Annotated in this window: 14 protein-coding genes; 8 read left to right on the forward strand and 6 right to left on the reverse strand. The window is 73.6% G+C overall.

Annotated features, from left to right (window positions below):
- The first annotated feature begins 4 nt into the window (after window positions 1-4).
- Entirely contained in the window at window positions 5-475 is a 471-nt protein-coding gene (locus tag ABD332_RS01135) for an NUDIX hydrolase (protein ID WP_344498507.1), read from the forward strand.
- A 196-nt stretch (window positions 476-671) separates the two neighbouring features.
- Here ABD332_RS01135 and ABD332_RS01140 read toward each other — a convergent pair whose 3' ends face one another.
- Genes ABD332_RS01140 through ABD332_RS01150 form a run of 3 tightly spaced genes read right to left on the reverse strand, consistent with a single transcriptional unit; the run spans window position 672 to window position 3,476 of the window.
- A complete protein-coding gene (locus tag ABD332_RS01140; RefSeq protein WP_344498509.1) occupies window positions 672-1,508 on the reverse strand; it encodes an ABC transporter ATP-binding protein in 837 nt (278 codons plus the stop codon).
- Window positions 1,501-2,502, reverse strand: coding sequence for a FecCD family ABC transporter permease (locus tag ABD332_RS01145; protein WP_344498511.1), 1,002 nt, complete (start codon window positions 2,500-2,502; stop codon window positions 1,501-1,503). The genes ABD332_RS01140 and ABD332_RS01145 overlap by 8 nt, the downstream gene beginning before the upstream one ends.
- Complete coding sequence (locus tag ABD332_RS01150) at window positions 2,499-3,476, reverse strand: FecCD family ABC transporter permease (protein ID WP_425552100.1); 978 nt, start codon at window positions 3,474-3,476, stop codon at window positions 2,499-2,501. Before ABD332_RS01150 ends, ABD332_RS01145 begins: the two co-directional genes overlap by 4 nt.
- A gap of 111 nt (window positions 3,477-3,587) precedes the next feature.
- Here ABD332_RS01150 and ABD332_RS01155 point away from each other — a divergent pair, with 111 nt between their 5' ends.
- On the forward strand, window positions 3,588-4,580 hold the full coding sequence (locus ABD332_RS01155) for an ABC transporter substrate-binding protein (protein WP_344498513.1): 993 nt from the start codon (window positions 3,588-3,590) through the stop codon (window positions 4,578-4,580).
- A complete protein-coding gene (locus tag ABD332_RS01160; RefSeq protein ID WP_344498515.1) occupies window positions 4,577-5,362 on the forward strand; it encodes a siderophore-interacting protein in 786 nt (261 codons plus the stop codon). Before ABD332_RS01155 ends, ABD332_RS01160 begins: the two co-directional genes overlap by 4 nt.
- 74 nt (window positions 5,363-5,436) lie before the next feature.
- Here ABD332_RS01160 and ABD332_RS01165 read toward each other — a convergent pair whose 3' ends face one another.
- Window positions 5,437-5,799, reverse strand: a complete 363-nt coding sequence (locus tag ABD332_RS01165; protein WP_344498517.1) for a hypothetical protein — start codon at window positions 5,797-5,799, stop codon at window positions 5,437-5,439.
- A gap of 167 nt (window positions 5,800-5,966) precedes the next feature.
- Here ABD332_RS01165 and ABD332_RS01170 point away from each other — a divergent pair, with 167 nt between their 5' ends.
- The gene (locus ABD332_RS01170; protein ID WP_344498519.1) at window positions 5,967-7,220 is read left to right on the forward strand and encodes a PQQ-dependent sugar dehydrogenase; all 1,254 of its coding nucleotides are present in this window, start codon (window positions 5,967-5,969) and stop codon (window positions 7,218-7,220) included.
- Window positions 7,217-7,915: a pentapeptide repeat-containing protein gene (locus ABD332_RS01175; protein WP_344498521.1), complete on the forward strand. Its 699-nt coding sequence runs from the start codon at window positions 7,217-7,219 to the stop codon at window positions 7,913-7,915. Before ABD332_RS01170 ends, ABD332_RS01175 begins: the two co-directional genes overlap by 4 nt.
- 10 nt (window positions 7,916-7,925) lie before the next feature.
- Here ABD332_RS01175 and ABD332_RS01180 read toward each other — a convergent pair whose 3' ends face one another.
- Window positions 7,926-8,747 (reverse strand): class I SAM-dependent methyltransferase, encoded by an 822-nt coding sequence (locus ABD332_RS01180; RefSeq protein WP_344498523.1) that lies wholly within the window; start codon window positions 8,745-8,747, stop codon window positions 7,926-7,928.
- Window positions 8,748-8,820: 73 nt separating this feature from the next.
- Between ABD332_RS01180 and ABD332_RS01185 the strand changes: the two genes are divergently transcribed.
- The 3 genes from ABD332_RS01185 to ABD332_RS01195 all read left to right on the forward strand — a co-directional run bounded on the left by ABD332_RS01185 (window position 8,821) and on the right by ABD332_RS01195 (window position 14,315).
- Window positions 8,821-9,261 carry a helix-turn-helix domain-containing protein gene (locus ABD332_RS01185; protein ID WP_344498525.1) on the forward strand — a complete coding sequence of 147 codons (441 nt, stop codon included), beginning with the start codon at window positions 8,821-8,823 and terminating at the stop codon, window positions 9,259-9,261.
- A 58-nt stretch (window positions 9,262-9,319) separates the two neighbouring features.
- A complete protein-coding gene (locus tag ABD332_RS01190; RefSeq protein WP_344498527.1) occupies window positions 9,320-12,082 on the forward strand; it encodes an FtsX-like permease family protein in 2,763 nt (920 codons plus the stop codon).
- Window positions 12,083-12,320: 238 nt separating this feature from the next.
- On the forward strand, window positions 12,321-14,315 hold the full coding sequence (locus ABD332_RS01195; protein ID WP_344498529.1) for a DUF4132 domain-containing protein: 1,995 nt from the start codon (window positions 12,321-12,323) through the stop codon (window positions 14,313-14,315).
- A 134-nt stretch (window positions 14,316-14,449) separates the two neighbouring features.
- Here the strand turns inward: ABD332_RS01195 and ABD332_RS01200 are convergent, their stop codons facing one another.
- Window positions 14,450-18,703: a ricin-type beta-trefoil lectin domain protein gene (locus ABD332_RS01200; protein WP_344498531.1), complete on the reverse strand. Its 4,254-nt coding sequence runs from the start codon at window positions 18,701-18,703 to the stop codon at window positions 14,450-14,452.
- Window positions 18,704-18,714 lie beyond the last annotated feature (11 nt).

Below are 18,714 nucleotides of genomic sequence, written 5' to 3' on the forward strand. Positions count from 1 at the left end.
GGGCGTGACGAAGCACCGGCCCGCCGCGCGGGTCATCTGCCTGGACGCCGCCGACCGGGTGCTGCTGCTGCGGTGGCGGGACCCTTCCGACGGCAGGTGGCTGTGGGAGCCGCCCGGCGGTGGCATCGACCCCGGCGAGACCCCGTTCGAGGCGGCGCGGCGGGAGCTGGCCGAGGAGACGGGGCTCGACGCGGGGCTCGTGCGGGAGCGCTGGGTGCCGGTGTCCCGCGACTCGTGGTGGAAGGGCACGCGGTACGTCGGGACCGAGCAGTTCTTCCTCGCCCGGTTCGACGCCGAGCGGCCGCCGCTGGTCCGGACGGGTCTGCTGCCCCACGAGCAGGTGACGCTCGACTCGCACGCGTGGGTTCTCTGGTCGGACCTGGCGTCGCTGCCGGACGAGCTCCAGCCGCCGGAGCTGCTGGAGGTCCTGGTGGCCCTGGCCCCGGACGGCCCGTGGTCGGCGCCCCAGCCGTGACGCGGCCCTGACCCGGCCGGCGTCCCGGCCCTGACCCGGCCGGCGCCCGGGGGCTGACCGGGTCGCAACCTGAGCGCAATGTGCGGCAGGCATCATGGGTTGCTTCCGGCCGAGAGGGATGTCGTGCTGTTGTCTGTCGCCGCCGCGGTGGTCGCCGCGCCGTTCGTGTGGTTCGTCGGGTCCGTCGCCGGGGTCGCTACGGTGACGGCGCTGCGGGAGCTGCGGGTCGAGCGGCAGGTCCGCCGGATCCGGCGGGAGCGCGCGGGATCACCATGGGAGTCCCCGTCTCCGGGTCGGGCATGACGCGGCAGGTCAGGCCGAAGACCGCTTCGACGATCGGCGCCGTCACCACCTGAGCCGGCGACCCCTCGGCGACGACCCGGCCGGCGCGCATGGCGACCAGGTGCGTCGCGTAGCGGGCCGAGAGGTGCAGGTCGTGCAGCACCGCGACGAGGGTGCGGCCGCGGTCCCGGTGCAGCCGGGCGCACAGCTCGAGGACCTCGATCTGGTGGGTGACGTCGAGGTACGTGGTCGGCTCGTCGAGCAGCAGCATCGGCGTGTCCTGCGCCAGGGCCGTCGCGATCCACACCCGCTGCCGCTGGCCGCCGGACAGCTCGTCGACCTGGGTCGACGCCAGGGCGGTCGTGCCGGTCGCGTCCATCGCGTCGCGGACCGCGTGCCGGTCGGCGGCGGTCCAGGGGGCGAGGGGGCCCTGGTGCGGGTAGCGCCCGTGGGCCACGAGGTCGGCGACGGTGATGCCGGCGGGGGCGGTCGCCGACTGTGACAGCAGCCCGAGGGTCCGGGCGACCTCGCGGGTCGGCCGGGTGCGGATGTCGTGCCCGTCGAGCAGCACCGCGCCGGTCCTGGGGCGCAGCGTCCTGGCCAGGGCCCGCAGCAGCGTCGACTTGCCGCAGGCGTTGGGCCCGACGATCACCGTGAACGAGTGGTCGGGGACGCGCACCGTCAGCCCCTCGGCGATGGTGCGGGCGTCGTAGCCGAGGGTCACGGCCTCGGCGGCGAGCCGGTCAGGCACGGCGGGCGCTCCTGATCTGGCTCTGGGCCAGGAGCCAGATCAGGTAGCCGCCGCCGAGCAGGCCGGTCACCACGCCCGCGGGGATCTGGTGGTCGGGGACGGCCCGCTGGCCGGCGACGTCGGCGGCGGTCAGCAGGGCGGCGCCCAGGAAGAGGGACGGCAGCAGGTTCGGGCCGGGGGCGCGGGTCAGTCGGCGGGCCAGCTGGGGTGCGGTCAGCGCCACGAACGCGACCGGTCCGGCCGCCGCGGCCGCGGCGGCGGCGAGCAGGACCGCGCCGGTGAGAGCGCCGAAGCGGACCGCGCCGACCCGGACGCCGAGCGCGGTGGCGGGGTCGTCGCCGAGCTCCAGGGCGCGCAGCGGCCGGCCGCAGGCCAGGACGGCGGGTCCGGCGACGCAGACGGCGGCGCCGACGACGAGGGCGTTGCCCCAGCCGCGGCCGTCGAGGCTGCCGGTGAGCCAGAGGACGGCGCGGGCGGCGTCGATGATCTGGGCGCGGGTCAGCAGGTAGCTGATGACGCCGGTGAGGATGCCGGCGACGCCGATGCCGATGAGGACGAGGCGGTTGCCGTACCCGCCGGCGCGCCAGGCGAGCAGGTGGATGGCGGCGCCCGTGGCGAGGCCGCCGAGGACCGCGCCGCCCGCGACGGTGGCGGTGCCCCCGCCGACGACCACGATGGCGAGCAGCGCGCCGGTCGACGAGCCCTGGGTGAAGCCGAGCACGTCGGGGCTGCCGAGCGGGTTGCGGACGACGGACTGGAAGACCGCGCCGGACAGGGCGAGCGCCGCGCCGGTGAACAGGCCGGTGACGACCCGCGGCAGCCGGATCTCGGTGACGATGAACGCCTCCGCGGCCGAGCCTCCGCCGGTCAGCGTGCGCAGCACCGCGGGGATGCTCATCGGGTAGTCGCCGCTGCCGACCGCGTACAGCGCGAGGACGACCGCCACGACCGCGAACCCGCCGGCGGCCCAGCGGGTCCGGACGACGACGCTCATGCCCGCCGCCGGCGGACCACGGCGAGGAAGAAGCCGCCGCCCACGACGGCGGTGACCACGCCGACCTGCAGCTCGCCGGGGCGGGACACGATCCGGCCGACGACGTCGGCGCCGAGCAGCAGAGCGGGGGCGAGGACCGCGCAGAAGGCCAGCAGCCACCGCAGGTCGGGCCCCGTCAGCGGGCGGACCAGGTGCGGCACCATCAGGCCGAGGAACACGATCGGGCCGCACGCCGCGGTCGCCGCGCCGCAGAGCAGGACGACGGCGACGGCGGCCACCGCGCGGACGCGGGCCGGGTCGGTGCCGAGGGCACGCGCGGTGTCGTCGCCGAGCGCCATCACGTTCAGGGTGCGGGCGAGCGCCGCGGTCACCAGTACACCGGCGGCGACGAACGGCAGGATCAGCCTCGCCGTGCCGGGTGACGCCGCGGCGAGGGACCCCGCGGTCCAGAAGCGCATCCGGTCGAGGGAGGCGGTGTCCAGCAGCTGGACCGCCGCGACGTAGGCGTAGAGGACGGCGGTGACGGCTGTGCCGGACAGTGCGAGGCCGGCGGGGGTCGCGGTGGCCCCGCCGGCGACGGCCCAGACGACGACGGTGACGACGGCGGCGCCCGCGAACGCGAACCAGATGTACCCGGACAGGCCGGTGACGCCGAGGAAGCTGATCGCGGAGACGACGGCGGCGGAGGCGCCCGCGTTGACGCCGAGCAGGCCGGGGTCGGCGAGCGGGTTGCGGGTCAGCGCCTGCATGAGCGCGCCGGCGAGGCCGAGGGCGACCCCGACGAGCAGCCCGAGGCCGCTTCGTGGCAGCCGCAGCCGGCGGACGACCGTGGCAGCGGGATCGGACGGGTCGATCAGCCCGTGCCAGACGTCCGGCGGGGCGAGCGAGCGCGCGCCGACCGCGAGGCTCGCGACGACGGCAAGGGCGAGGACGGCCACGAACACCAGCAGCCAGCGCCCTCTGTGGACCTGCACGCACGAACCCCCGGACTTGACACGATCAACTTAGGTGAGGCTAACCTAATCGCTGCTCGACGCTGGAGTCAAAACCGAAGTCAAAACCTGAAGTCAACGGAAGGTGCACCCATGAACCGACGCCATTTCCTGACCGCGGCCGGCGGCCTCGGCCTCGGCGCCCTGCTCGCCGCTTGCGGAGACGGCACCAGCGGAGCGGAAGCGGCGGCGTGGGAGTTCACCGACGACCGTGGCACCAAGGCGAGCGCCGGCAAACGGCCCACCCGGGTCGTCGCCTACGTCGGCTCGGCCGCCGCGCTGCGCGACTTCGGCGTCGACGCGCAGGTGCTCGGCACGTTCGGCCCGTCGAAGAGCGCCGACGGCGGCAAGGACCCGCTCGCCGGTGACCTCGACGTCGCCCGGCTCACCTCGCTCGGCAACGCGTGGGGCGAGTTCAACATCGAGAAGTACGCCTCGCTCAACCCGGACCTGCTGGTCACGAACATGTACGAGCCGAACGCGCTGTGGTACGTGCCCGACGACAGCAAGGACAAGATCCTCGCGCTCGCCCCGAGTGTCGGCATCACCGTCTCGGGCGGGGTCAGCCTGCCGCAGGTGATCCAGCGGTACTCCGCCCTCGCCGCAGCCCTGGGCGCCGACCAGTCCGCGAAGCCGGTCGTGGACGCCAAGGCCCGCTTCGAGGCGGCCGGCGAGGCCGTGAAGGCGGCGGTCAAGAGCAACGGCGGCCTCAAGGTGCTCGCCGCCTCCGCGAGCCCCGACCTGCTCTACGCGTCGACGCCCAAGGCGTACGCGGACCTCGGCCACTACCGGGAGCTCGGCGTCGACGTGATCACGCCGGAGAACGTGACCGGCGGCTTCTTCGAGAACCTCAGCTGGGAGAACGCCGACCGGTACAAGGCCGACGTGATCCTCCTCGACAGCCGCACCTCGGCGTTGCAGCCCAAGGACCTCGCCGCGAAGCCGACCTGGGCGGCGCTGCCCGCGGTCAAGGCCGGCCAGGTCGTGCCGTGGCTCAGCGAGCCGCGCTTCAGCCACGCCGGCTGCGCCGGCCCCCTGGAGGCCCTCGCGAAGGCCCTGACGAGCGCGAAGAAGGTCACCGGGTGACGTTCGACTTCTTCGACGTGACGGTGCTGCGCAAGGAGCTGCTGTCGCCGTCGGCGGTGCGGCTGGTGTTCGGCGGCGCCGACCTGGCGGCGTTCACCAGCGGCGGCCGGGACCAGCGGTTCAAGCTGTTCCTGCCGCAGCCGCACCAGCGGGCGGCGGTCGTGCCCAGGGGCGAGGACTGGTACCCGCGATGGCGCGCGGCCGACCCCGCGACGCGGGCCGTCATGCGCACCTACACCGTGCGGGAGCAGCGCGGCGACGAGTTCGACGTCGACTTCGCCGTGCACGACACGGTCACCGCCGGCCCCGCGTCGGCCTGGGCCCGGCACGCGCGCCCCGGCGACCGCGCCGTCGTGCTCGCCCCGACCGTCGCCGACAACGGCGGCGTCGACTTCCGCCCGCCGCAGGACACCGACTGGGTGCTGCTCACCGGCGACGAGACGGCCCTGCCGGCGCTCGCCGGCATCCTCGCGTGGGTCGGCACGTCCATGCCGGTCCGGGCCTGGATCGAGGTGCATGACGCCGCCGATGTACGGGACCTGCCCCGCCCCGAAGGCGCCGAGCTGACCTGGCTGGTCGGCGGCGGCGTCCTGGACGCGGTCCGCGCCGCGGACCTGCCAGCGGGCACCCCGTACGCGTGGGTGGCGGGCGAGTCCGGCGTCGTGCGGTCCGTGCGCCGGCACCTGGTCCACGAGCGCGGCATCGACCGCCGCCGGGTCATGTTCACCGGGTACTGGCGCCGCGGCGCCACCGAGGACGACCTCATCGCCGAGGCCGCCTGAGCCCCCGGCGACCCGTTTGCACGCGAACGGTCCCGGCCAGTCGCAGCCGGGACCGTTCGGATCGTTCGGGGCGGTTACTTCAGCGGGTCCGCGCCCGGCGTGCCCTGACCGGGGGTGCCGCGCGGGGCCTTGGGCTTCGCGGCGGCGCCGTTCGAGGCGGCCCGGGCCGACGGCGTCGTGGCGGTGGACGACGCGGCGGACGACATCGCGGGTGAAGTGGCGGACGACATCGCGGGCGACGCCGCGGGTGGCGTGATAGAGGCGGTGGGCGGCGGCGACGAGGCGAGCTTCTTCGCCGTCTCCTGCGCCTGCGCGAAGGTCGGGTTGGCACGCAGCTGCCGGGCGCCCTCGACGATCTGCTCGTACTTGCCGCGGCCGGCACGGGTGCCCAGCACGTAACCGGTGGCGAGCCCGGCGGCCAATGTCAGCAGTCTCATCTGGTCTCCCTCAACGGTACGGGTGCTCGACTCCACGGCCTTGTGCCCGCCCCGACACGAGGTCAAACGCCCGGTGACGTTCCCCCGCCGTGGGTGACGCCGGAGAAGGCACGGATTCGTGATCGTGCAGGGAGACGATGTTCGGCTGCGCGAGCGGAGGCCGGTCCATGGGTACACCCGTCCGCGCGGGGGCCGTCGCGCTCTGCCTGCTGCTGGGCGTCGCCACCGGCTGCACGTCCGACGCCCCGGCGAAGCCACCGCCCAAGAACGCGGCGCCGGGCGTCACCGACCCGACCGACTTCGGTCACGGCCCGATCGACCCGTCGGCGAGCGGCGACGCCAAGGTCGCCGTCACCACGATCGCGCGGCACCTCGACGTCCCGTGGGGCCTGACGTTCCTGCCCGACGGCAGCGCCCTCGTCACCGAGCGGCGGACACTGCGGATCCTGCGGATCGGCCCGGGCAGGGCGGCCAACGGCTCGCTGACCGTCACGCCGGTGACGAAGATCAGCGAGGCGGTGTCGGACAACGAGGGCGGGCTGCTCGGGATCGCCGCGTCGCCAAGGTTCGCCGTCGACCAGACGGTCTACATCTACTACACCACCGCCGTCGACAACCGGGTCGCCAGGCTGAAGTTCGGTGAGCGGCCGAAGCCGATCGTCACCGGCATCCCGCGCGGCGGCATCCACAACGGCGGGCGGCTCGAGTTCGGCCCCGACGGGTACCTGTACGCGACCACCGGGGAGGCGTCGAGGACCGATGCGGCGCAGCAGCTCGACGACCTCGGCGGGAAGATCCTGCGGATGACGACCGACGGCAAGCCACCGCCCGGCAACCCGTTCCGCGGCTCGCTCGTCTGGTCCTACGGCCACCGCAACCCGGAGGGCCTGGACTGGGCCGCCGACGGCACGATGTACGAGACCGAGATCGGCGAGGCGGTCTGGGACGAGCTGAACATCATCGTGCCCGGCGGAAACTACGGCTGGCCGCTCGTGGAGGGCATGGGCACCAACCCGAAGTACATCAACCCGGTCGTGACGTGGCACCCGGAGGTCGGGGTCAGCGCCGACGTGGCCGTGGTCGGCGACACCGCCGTCGTCACCTGCCTGCGGGGGCAGCGCGTGTACCTCGTCGGCCTCGACCGCAGCCTGCAGAAGGAGGCCGGCAGCCGGCCACCCGAGGGCGGCGGGCCGGACGCGTGGGGCATCCGGTGGCGGCCCGGCGGCGGGGTGCCGAACAAGCCCGTGGAGGCCCTCGCGACGAAGTACGGCCGGCTGCGCACCGCCGTCAGGGCGCCCGACGGCAGCGTCTGGATGACCACGTCCAACCGTGACGGCCGCAACCCCGGCGGACCGACCGCCGACGACGACCGCATCCTCCGCCTGGCCCTGCGCCCGCTCGTCACGCCGGGCCCGCGGTGAACGTCGGTGGCCTGGCGAAGCTGCGACACGCGGTGCGGCACCGGCCGCGACGCGTCGCGGCGGGCTTCCTGCTCTGCGCCGTCCTGCTCAGCGTGCTGCTGGTCGTACAGACGCGGGACAGCGAGACCCATGGACGGCGGTGCGCGGCAGCCGGCGCGGTCTCGATGCCACGACGCACGGTCAACGATGCCGAACTGTCCCAGCGGCAGCTGCGCTGCGCCGACCTGGAGCGGTCCACTGTGGACGGATTCGTCCGCGAGGCGAACCTCAGCGGCAGCAACCTGCACGAGGCGAACCTGCGAACGGTGTCGATGGAGAACGTCGACCTGACCGGCGCGGACCTCACCGGCGCCGACGTCCGCGACGCCACCCTCACCGGCGTCGAGCTCGGCCGCGCCGACCTGCGCCGCACCACCTGGAACGGCAGCACGTTCGCCGACACCGGCCTGCGCGGCGCCGTGCTGCGCGACGCGCACCTGCGGCAGACCGAGTTCCGCCGGTCCGACTTCGGCGGTGCGGACGTCCGGGGCGCGGACCTGTCCGGCGCCCTCCTGGCCGACACGGACCTGCGCGGCGCCCGCCTCGACGACGCCGACCTCGACAATGTCACGTGGGTGAACGTGGTCTGCCCCGACGGCACGAAGTCCGGCGGCGACCGGCGCGAGTCCTGCGCCGGTCACCTCACCCCGAAGTGACGAGCGGCCGTCAGGCCGCCGGGGCGTGCGCGTCGACCTGCCAGCAGGCGGCGGTGAAGCGGACCTCGTCGCCGTGCACGAACGGGGCGAACGCGGCGCGGACGGTCTCGACGATCCCGGTCCGGGCGGGCTCGGCGACGTCGCCCAGGACCAGGCCGAGCGGGCCGAGCCGGGTGAAGTACGGCACGAGCGACGCCTCCGGGAAGGCGCACGGCACGTCGAGGGGGCGGATGTCGACCGAGGTCCAGCCGGCGTCGCGCAGGATGCCCCGCACCTTCGCCGGGTCGGCGAACGCGAACTGCCCCGGCGCGTCCGGCCGGCGGACCGGCAGCGACGGCAGCAGCGGCGCCGCGGCCCGCTCCGCCGTCGTCATGAACGGGTTCTCCTCGACGCCGCGCCAGGTGACGGCGCGCAGGACCGCGCCCGGGGCGGCGGCGCGGCGCAGGTTGGTGAAGGCGCGGACGGCGTCGGCGAAGAACATGACGCCGAACCTGGAGATGACCGTGTCGAACGCCGCCGCCCCGAAGTCGTGCTCCTGCGCGTCCGCCTGGACGAAGTCGGCCGGCACCCCCTCGCGTCCGGCCCGCTCCCGCGCCGCCGCGACCATCGGCCCGGCGATGTCGACGCCGACGCAGCGGCCGCCCGGGCCGACCTTCCGGGCGGCGGCGACGGTCGTGCCGCCGGTGCCACAGCCGACGTCGAGCACGCTGCCGCCGCGGACCGCCGCGACCAGCAGGTCCTCGAACGGCCGAAACACCTCGTCCAGCATCGCCTGCGCCGAGACCCACGCCTGCCCGGCGCGGCCGTTCCACAGTGCCGTCTGCGCTTCCATGCTCAGCTCCCCCTTGCCATGAACGGTGACCGGATGGGACGGTTTCACTTCAAGCCGACTTGAGGTCAAGCCGATGACGAACCTGGACATCGCCGAGGTGGCGCGCCGCTCGGGGCTGCCCGCCTCGACCCTGCGCTACTACGAGGAGAAGGGCCTGATCGCCTCGGTCGGCCGGGCCGGCCTGCGCCGCCAGTTCGATCCGGGCGTGCTGCAGCGGCTCGCGCTGATCGCGCTCGGGCGCACCGCGGGCTTCTCCCTGGACGAGATCGCGCTCATGTTCGCCCCCGACGGCAGCCCCCGCATCGACCGCGCCGTGCTCGCCGCGAAGGCCGACGACCTGGACGCGACGATCGGCAGGCTCACCGTCCTGCGCGACTCCCTCCGCCACGCGGCGGCCTGCCCTGCCCCCACGCACATGGAGTGCCCCACCTTCCGCCGCATCATCCGCGCCGCCGAGGCCGGCGAGCTCGCCGCGGGCGACCACCCGCCGGCAGGCGGCCGGCCGCGCCGGTAAGTCCGCCGGCGCCCCGCGGGGGCTTGCATTGTCACAATGTATAGGTCAGTGTGTGCGGGTGATCCGATTCGTCTGGGCACATCTTCGGGGGCGGGCGGGACGGGCGGTGGCGCTCCTCGTCGGGGTGCTCACCGCCACCACCGGCTTCACCGTGCTGACCGGCGCCACCGCCACCGCGCGGCTGGAGGTCACCGGCACCGTGGACGCCAACGTGCGGGCGGCGTACGACATCCTCGTCAGGCCGAAGGGCAGCCGGCTGCCGCTCGAAGGCGACCGCGCGCTGCTGCGGCCCAACGCGGTGTCCGGCATCTACGGCGGGCTCACCATGGACGACTGGGCGAAGGTCCGCTCGGTGCCCGGCATCGACGTCGCCGCGCCGATCGCGATGGCCGGGTCGCTCAACGCCGCCGTCGTCGCGCCGGTCGACCTCACCGACCTCGTCGACCCCAAGCTGGACCGGCAGGTCATCCGGGTCGACCGCACGCTGCTGGCGGACCGCGGGCTCAGCCGTACACCGGCGACCCCCGCCTGGGTGTACGTCACCACGCACGACGTCTCGTGGCCGCGGCTCGGCCGCAACGAGGAGCTGCTGCAGTTCTCGGGCGGCCAGACGATGCCGTGGCAGCAGCTGTGCCACGGCACCCCGGGCCTGCTCGAGGAGGGCCGGCAGGTGTGCCCGTTGGTCGAGCAGGGCCAGGTCACCGACGCCACCAACCAGTCCGTCTTCGCGTTCCGGCGGCGCCCCGACGGCCGGTTCGAGACGCTGTACGACACCGAGCCGCAGCAGCGGCTCAGCATCTCCCTGACGTGGCACGAGCCGATGCTCGTCGCGGCCGTCGACCCCGACGCCGAAGACCGGCTCGTCGGGCTGCGCGGCGCCACGCAGGGCACGTTCCTCGCCAACACGCCGGCGCAGGCGACCGCCATTCCCGGCACCTCCGAGCAGCGCATGGTCGTGCCCGTGCTGGCGTCGTCGCGCCGGTACGCCGACACCACCACCGCCGTCAGCATCTCGCACGCACCGCTGCCAGCCCTGCCCGCCGGGACGTCGCAGTCGATGCTGGCCGCGATGACCGCCGCACCCACGACCCACGTGCGCGACGACGTGCTGGACGCCGACGCCGCCTACCAGCACACCGTCGGCACCGGCCTCGGCCTCGGCCTCCTCTACAGCCATGAGTGGCTCCTGCAGATCGGCGGCGTCTCCTACGCGCCGGCTCCGGACGGCAGCCTCACCGCCGTTCCCGTGCCCGACAACGCGGCCGCGTACGTCCTGCCGTACTCCTCGGGCTTCCCCGCGCCGTGGCAGCTCGACGACACCTCGTTCCGCACGGTGAAGAACGTGTCGGTGCGCGCGAACGGCGAGATGACGACGGCGGACTTCGGCGTCGTCGGCACGTTCGACCCGGCCCGGCTCACCACGTTCAACCCGCTCAGCCGCGTGCCGATGGAGACCTACGAACCACCCCTGGTCGTCGGCGCCGACCAGGCCACCCGCGGCCTGCTCGGCGACCGCCCGCTCGCCCCCGGCGGCAACCCGGGCGGGTACCTGTCGTCCCCACCGATGCTGCTGACCAGCATCGCGGCGCTGCCGGGCATCCTCACCGACACCATCGGCACCGACAAGGCCGCGCCGCTGAGCGCCATCCGGGTCCGCGTGGCCGGCGTGCACGGCTTCTCCGCCACCTCCCGGGAGCGGGTCCGCGTCGTCGCGGAGGAGATCTCCGCCCGCACCGGCCTGGACGTCGACATCACGTACGGCTCCTCGCCCTCCCCGCAGACCGTTACCCTCGCCGCCGGCAAGTACCAGCGGCCCGAGCTGCGCGTCACCGAGCACTGGGTGAGGAAGGGCGTCGCGGCGAGCATCATCACCGCGATCGACCGCAAGAGCGCCGTCCTGTTCGTCCTCGTCCTGGTGGTCTGCGCGCTCTTCCTCGCCAACGCCGTCGCCGCCGGCGTCCGCGACCGGCGCGCCGAGCTCGCCACCCTGGCCGCGCTCGGCTGGCCCGCCCATCGGATCTTCGCCGCGGTCCTCGGGGAGGTCTTCGTCATCGGGACGGTCGCGGGCCTCGGCGCCCTCGCCCTCACCGGCCCGCTCGGCGGGCTGCTGGACGTCCGCACCAGCTGGACGCAGGCCCTGCTGGCGCTGCCGACCGCCGTCGGGCTGTCCCTGCTCGCCGGTCTGCTGCCGGCCCTGGCCGCCGCCCGCGGCCGCCCCGCCGCCGGCCTGCGCCCCGCCGTCACCCGCCCGCGCCGCGCCGGCCGCCCCCGCGGCCCGGTCACCATGGGCCTGCTCAACCTGGTCCGCGTCCCCGGCCGCACCGCCCTCGCCGGCGGCGCCCTCGCCATCGGCATCACCGCCGCCACCGTCCTCGGCGCCATCACCTTCGCCTTCCACGGCGCGATCGTCGGCACCCTCCTCGGCGACGCGGTCTCCCTGCGCGTCAGGACCGTCGACACGATCGCGGTCGCGGCGACGATCCTGCTCGGCGTCCTGGCCGTCGCCGACGTCCTCTACCTGAACATCCGCGACCGCGCCGCCGAGCTCGCCACCCTCCGCGCCACCGGCTGGACCCCGGCCGCCCTCGCCCGCCTCGTCGCCGCCGAGGGCCTCGGCATCGGCCTCCTCGGCGGCCTCGCGGGCGCCGCCGTGGGCGTGACCGCCGCCGCCTGGCTCGTCGGCGACCTGAGCCCCGCCCTGCTCACGACCGCCGGCTCGGCCGTCGCCGCCGGCGCCCTGCTGGCCACCTGCGCCGCCCTGATCCCCGCCGCCCTCCTGCAGCGCCTACCGACCGCCGCCCTCCTCGCCGAGGAGGCCTGACCCCCACCCCCGCCCCCACCCCGCCCACCGCGCCGCGCCGCGAGGTGGGCGACGACCCAGGCACCGGCGGACGTGATCCGGTCGCCTGCCTCCACGATGTACGGCGGCCGGCCGCCGGGGCCATGTCGACCTGCGGCAGGTCGTGGTGTGCCGCGGCGCCGAGGTAGCAGACGTTTGTCGAAATCGGCGGCATGGGTGACGATGAGCCGCTCATCCTTGACCTGCGTGAGGTGACTGCGTGACCACGACGGACCTGCCGCCGCCGACCGACCCGGCGACCACTGGGCACGACGGGCTGCCGGATGTGCTCGTCACCCCGCCGTGGTCCCGCCGCCGCGAGCCGGTCGTGGTGCCCGGACTGACCCGCTCCGCGCCGCTGGCGTCCGACGGCACGCCGGGAGCCGACGCGCTGCACGCCGTGCCGGACCTCGTCGCGTTGTCGCGGGAGATGGTCACCGAGACGACGCTGCGGCTGCTGCCGTTCACCGGCCCGGAGCTGGCTGACCTGATGATGGAACTGCGGGTGAAGTCCCGGTCGGCGTGGACCCGCGACCTCGCGCGGCAGTGGCTGTCCCGCCACCCGGCCGCCGCCGCCCGCGATCTCGTGCCGCCGGCCCTGGAGGAGCCCGGCCCGCGCCGCGAACTCGCCGGGCACGCACTGCTGGCGCTCGCCACGGACGGTCACCGGGATCTGGTGCTCACCGCCGCCGACAACTACGGTTCGGCGGCCGGCGCCGCGATCCGGGCGATGCTCGACACGGACCCGCTCGAGCTGCTTCCCTCGACGTTGCCGAAGATCCCGCGCTGGGTCGGCGTGCCGACGCTGCCGACGATCCGGCTGCGGGACGGCGTGCGGACCCTGCCGGTCGAGTCGGCGCGGCACGTGGTCACCATGCTCTCGCTGTCCCAGCCCGCCCTGCCGTATGCGGGTCTGGAGATCGTGAAGGACGTCTGCGACCCCGTCTCGCTGGCCGCCTTCGGCCGGGCCCTCCTGCTGCGCTGGGTCGACGCCAACTGTCCGTCGGTCGGCCGATGGGCGCTCGACATGCAGGGCCTCATCGGCGACGACGAGACGGCCCGCAGGCTCAGTCCGCTGATCCGCTCCTGGCCCGGTCACGGCGACCACACCCGGGCCGCACGCGGCCTCGACGTGCTCACCGCGATCGGCACCGACGTGGCGCTCATGCATATCCAGGGTGTCGCCGACAAAGCCTCCAAGCACAGCACCCGCCGGCTCGCCAAGGAGCGGCTGGAGACCCTGGCCCGGGACACCGGTCTCACCCTGGAGCAGCTCGCGGACCGCCTCGTGCCCGACCTCGGTCTCGACACCGACGGCAGCCTCAGCCTCGACTACGGGCCGCGTCGGTTCGTCGTCGGCTTCGACGAGCGCCTCATGCCCTTTGTCACCGACGCCGCCGGTACCCGCCGCGCCGCGCTGCCCAGGCCCGGAGTGAAGGACGACCCGGTCGCCGCGCCCGCCGCGTACCAGCGGTTCCTCGGGTTGAAGAAGGACGTGCGGACCGTGGCGGCCGACCAGATCCGCCGCCTCGAGCGCGCCATGGCCGACCAGCGCCGGTGGAGCAGTGCGGAGTTCCACCGGTACCTGGTGGGACATCCGCTGCTGTGGCACGTCGCGCGCCGGCTGCTCTGGGTGACGTCCGAGGGCCCCGACGGCGGCGAGGCGTGCTTCCGGGTGGCCGAGGACCGCACGTACGCCGACTTGGAAGACGAGCCGATCGTCGTCACCGCGACCGCAACGGTGTGGCTCGCGCACCCGCTCCGGCTCGGCGACCGGTTGGCGGCGTGGGCGGAGGTGTTCGCCGACTACGAGGTCCTGCAGCCGTTCGCGCAGCTGGGTCGCGACGTCCACGTGCTGACCGACGACGAGCGCACCGCCCACAGCCTCGACCGGCAGGACGGCCGCACCGTCCACGTCGGACGGCTCCTCGGGCTGGTGCGCCGCGGCTGGCGGATGGGCGAGGTCGGCGACGGCGGCATGCTGTGCACGCTGGAGCGTGACCTGCCCGGCGGCCTCGTCGCCTCGATCGACCTCGACCCCGGCATGTTCATCGGCGACGTCACCGCCGAACAGCAGCAGACCCTCGGCAACGTGTGGCTGCCCACCCACGCCGACGGCAAGCTCGTCCCCGGCTTCGGCGCGATCGACCCAGTCGCCGTGTCGGAGCTCATCCATGATCTGCAGGAAGTCACTTCATCGACTTCCTCGACGTGATCGCCTACCGCAAGCGGGGCATCGCCCTGTAGTACGGCGACGGGGACCCGCGGTTGCGGGTCCCCGTCGCGATGGTGAGGTGGGTTACGGCACCAGCCACTCCTGGTTCTTGCTGTAGGGCAGGCGTCAGGAGGTCACGAGACGAACCACTCCTGGGCGCGGCCTCCGTTGCAGTCCCAGATCCACAGCTGGGTCCCGTTGGCCGTGTTCTGGTTCGGCAGGTCCAGGCAGCGGCCCGAGACCGGGTTGCGGATGGAGTTGTTGGGGCCGAGCTCCCAGATCTGGTTGGCCGTCATGTTGCAGGTGTAGAGGTGGATCTTCGAGCCGGCGGCGGTGCCGTAGCCGATGATGTCCAGGCACATGCCCCTGATCCGGATGGTGCCGTCTCCCATGACGGCCCAGATCTGCGAGTGCGCGCCACCGTTGCAGTCCCAGGAGCTGATCAGGTTGCCGTTGGCCCCCGTGCCCTGGTAGTTGTCGACGCACTTGCCGGGCACCCCGGAGCGGATCACGCCGATGCCGGTCCACTGCGGCGTCCAGCTCTGGGCGGCGCCGCCGTTGCACGTCCACACCTGCAGCTTGGTCTCGTTGGCGGTGCTGGAGTTCGGGACGTCCAGGCACAGCCCCGAGTTGGGGTTGCGCAGCGAGTTGAACGGGCCGACCTCCCACTGCTGCGCGGCCAGGCCGTGGCACGTCCACAGGTGCACGTACGTGCCCGGTGTCGTGCCGGCGTTGTTGACGTCGAGGCACTTGCCCGCGATGCGGATGGTGCCGTCGCCGGGCATCGTCCACAGCTGCGAGTCGGAGCCACCGTTGCAGCCGAACGACTGGATGCGGTTGCCATCGGTGCTGGCGCCGAACGGGTTGTCCATGCACTTGCCGGTGACGCCCGAGCGGAACATCATCAGCGTGTTGTTCGGCACGGCGCCGTTGGTGGAGTGCATGGCGCCGGTGTGCACCCGGACCTCGTCGACGTCGCCGGCGAAGAACTCGGCGGCCGCGCCGGCCTGGAGGGTCCGGCCGACGTTGAACGTGCCGGCGGCGTTCCAGTTCGCCGTGTAGTACGTCTCGCCCTGCAGTTGATCGTTGACGTAGAACCGGATCTTCCCGGCCGGCGCGTCGTAGACGGCCTCCAGGAACGTGAAGGTGTTGAGCACCGGCGCGGCGGTCGAGTTCACCTTGTAGATCGCGGGTGCGTCGGCGTCGCTGCCCGCCGCCACGAACGACCAGCGGTTGACGGTCTTGTCGTACCGGACGGTGAATCCGGCACCGCGGGTGCCCTGCTGGGAGAAGACGGTGCGGGACACGCTGGTGTCGGTGATCCGGGCCCAGCCGGAGACCGTGTACGACTGGTCGGTGCGTACAACGGCGGGTGCGGTGGCGGCGCCGGACAGGCCGTCGAAGCAGAGGCCGGTGCTGGCGTGGCTGTCGCACCAGGTGACGGTGCCGGGAGGCTCGGTGAGGGTCAGGGGGCGCTGGAAGTTGGAGTCGTCGACGACCTGCCGGGGCGCGTCCTCGTCGTAGTCCTCCATCGCCCACTCGCCGGTGACGACGGGGGTGACCGCCGGCTTGATGTCGACGAACGGGTCGATCGCCCGGTCGTAGACCCGAACGTCGCCGATGTCGCCCTCGAAGCTCGGCTGGCGCACGCCGGCGTACTTGCCGCCGCCGATGTCCAGCACGCCGACGGCGTTCCAGTTGGACGGGCGGCTGAGCTGGCCGGCGACGACGCCGTTGACGTAGAGCTTCATCATCTTCATGCCCACGTCCCACGACACCGCGACATGCGTCCACTGGCCGAAGACCGGTGCGGTGGGTGCGGTGGCGTAGCGGGGGGCCGCGTCGACGAGGTCGGTGGAGTACACGGTCAGCGCCCACCGGTTCGTCGGCGCCGGCAGGTACTGGATGGCGATGCCGCAGGTCATCCCGCCCTCCACGCACAGCACGGTGCGCGCGTTCGAGGTGCCGCCGGTGAGCCGGACCCACGCGGCCGCGCCGAAGCTCCTCGTCGTGTTGATGATCGGGCCGGGTGCGACGGCGATGTCGTCGACGCCGTCGAAGTGCAGGGCGCTGTCCTTGCCGTTGACGGCGTGGGTGCCGAGGATCCGCCCGTCGGTCCAGGTCGCGCCGCCGGTGACGGTGGCCGTCGGGCCGCCGGCCGGGCTGGTGGCGAGCGTGGTGCCGGTGCCCTCGTCGAGCTTCCAGGTCTTGGGGTCGGAGTGGGAGTTGACGAGGAACCGGTAGTCCTTGGGCGGCGACGCGTTCTGGGCCGCGTCGCGGGAGCGGACGGTCAGCACGTTCTCGCCGACGTGGGTCGGGGTGACCCAGACGGTCGCCGTGCCGTCAGTGGCGGAGGCGGCGACGTAGGTCTTGGCGTCGCCGTCGAGCTGGTACTCGTAGTCGGCGATGTCGGTCTCGCCGTTGGTGCCGAACGTGAACTGGCCGCTGCGGCCGACCGAGCCGCGGTGGACGTCGTTGGGCGGCGTCTCCACGTACAGGCCGTCGAATGCCGCCACGGTCGGTTTGACGCCCGGCGGGGTGGTGTCGATGGAGAACTCGCACCACGGCGACCAGTTGGAGTTGCCGCCGAGGCCGTCGCTGACCCGCACCTGCCAGCGGGCCATCGACCCGGTCAGCGTGCCGGCCGGGACGGCCATGTCGGCGAGGGTGCCCGACGGGACCCCGGTGTCGGTCTTGGGCCAGCCGCTGATGGCGGTCCAGGTGGTGCCGTTCCACTGCTCAAGGGCGAACGACGCGGACAGCTGGCCGCTCTGGTCGCCGTCGGGGTCGGAGATGTTGGCCTTGAGCCACGGCGCGGTGGACCGCACGATCGGCCGGCCGGTGCCGGTGACGCAGGCCTGCCCCGCGGCGGTGAAGTCGGTGTGCGTGGTCAGAGCCGAGGCGACCGGGGTGTTCGGCAGGCTGTTGTACTCGACCGACATGGCGGTCTGCGCCTGGTCGAACTTCTTCCAGCGGTTGCTGGCCGTCTCGTCGGTGCCGTCGCTGTCGCGGGCGGACAGGCCCAGGGTGTAGCTGCCCCGGCCCTGCCCGAAGTTGATGACGTCGTTCACCAGGGTCTGGTTGGAGAACTCCATGTACATGTTGGGCTGAGGGTCGTTGGCGCAGCCGGCGCCGGTCGAGGGCTTGTGGGCGTTGCCCGACTTCGTCTCGACGAACAGGTTCAGGGCCGGGCCCGACCAGGCCTGCCTACCGGATCCGGTGAGGTCGCCGGTGCGGTACAGGCTGACCGGCGTCGCGGTGCACGCCCACGAGTGCGTCATCATCGTGACGAACTTGGCGTTGCGGATCTGCTTGCCCGGCAGCCACGTCAGGTCGAACGCGAAGAACGACCGGAAGGTGCCGGACCCGTCGGTGTTCTGCCCGACGCGGACGATGCCGTCGTCGCGGTTGGCGTTGGTGGAGTCGGTGTAGCCCCAGCGGGCGCGGCCGACGCCGGTCCACGGGTCGATGACCACGGGGTATGCGACGTTCGGGTCGGCGAGCATCGCGGCGTCGGGGACGATGACGAGCGAGCCGTCCTCCACCGTGGTGGGGAGGTCGGCCTTGCGGGAGTCGTCGGGCACGTGCCGCAGCACGGAGTTCTTGCCCGCGGTACGCGCCGCCGCGAGGGACCGCTGCGCGCTGGGCACGCCGGCGGAGTCCCACATGAGCGCCGGCCCGGCCGACGCGGTGGTCTTGCCGGTGCTGTCGCGGGTCTCGTAGCCGCCGCCCGGCTTGTTGCGCAGCGTCCAGCCGGTGCTGGTGAGGCCGAACTTGAGCTTGGCGAGGGCCGGGTTCGCCGCGGCCTGCCTGGTCTTGACGATCAGCGAGTAGCCGAAGCCCTCCACTGTGGACTGCACCTGGAGGTCGATGTCCGGCAGCACCGACTCGTACACCGCCGTGTCGCCCTCGATGCGAGGCGCCGGCAGCTTCGACGGCCAGGTCAGCTTGAGCGCGCCGCCCGCACCGTTGAGGGTGACGAGGGGTTCGGTGCCGCCGGCGGAGAACCGTACGTCGGCCACCGAGGCGACGGGTGCGAGCGTGGCGCCGTCCTTGCGCAGCGACAGGTCGATCTCCCGCCAGGCGCCGTCCTTCTTGGTCCAGTGCGGCACGGAGTAGCTCTCCCGCACCAGCGTGCCGCGCGGCGTGGCCATCGTGCGGGCCATCTCGGACCGGGAGTTCGCCACCTCGATGGTGCGGCCGCTCTCGACCGCCTGCCTGATCGCGGTGTTCTCGGACGCCTGCTGGTTCGTGGCCGGTTGACCCGTCGGTGCGGGCGCCGGTTCGGCGCCGGCCGGCGCACCGACCGTGAGCGCGACCGCGGTGCCGACCGAGGCGACCGCGAGCGACGCCACCATGGCGAGTTTGGAGGAGCCGTGTCGACGCACGGCAGGATGAG

The organism is Dactylosporangium maewongense (assembly GCF_039531485.1).
GTDB classification, from domain to species: Bacteria; Actinomycetota; Actinomycetes; order Mycobacteriales; family Micromonosporaceae; genus Dactylosporangium; species Dactylosporangium maewongense.

Excerpts from the sequence above, each read along its gene's own strand:
- ABD332_RS01145 (WP_344498511.1), bottom strand. The coding sequence starts at position 2,502 with ATGAGCGTCGTCGTCCGGACCCGCTGGGCCGCCGGCGGGTTCGCGGTC.
- ABD332_RS01155 (WP_344498513.1), top strand. The coding sequence starts at position 3,588 with ATGAACCGACGCCATTTCCTGACCGCGGCCGGCGGCCTCGGCCTCGGC.
- ABD332_RS01165 (WP_344498517.1), bottom strand. The coding sequence starts at position 5,799 with ATGAGACTGCTGACATTGGCCGCCGGGCTCGCCACCGGTTACGTGCTG.
- ABD332_RS01170 (WP_344498519.1), top strand. The coding sequence starts at position 5,967 with ATGGGTACACCCGTCCGCGCGGGGGCCGTCGCGCTCTGCCTGCTGCTG.
- ABD332_RS01180 (WP_344498523.1), bottom strand. The coding sequence starts at position 8,747 with ATGGAAGCGCAGACGGCACTGTGGAACGGCCGCGCCGGGCAGGCGTGG.
- ABD332_RS01185 (WP_344498525.1), top strand. The coding sequence starts at position 8,821 with ATGACGAACCTGGACATCGCCGAGGTGGCGCGCCGCTCGGGGCTGCCC.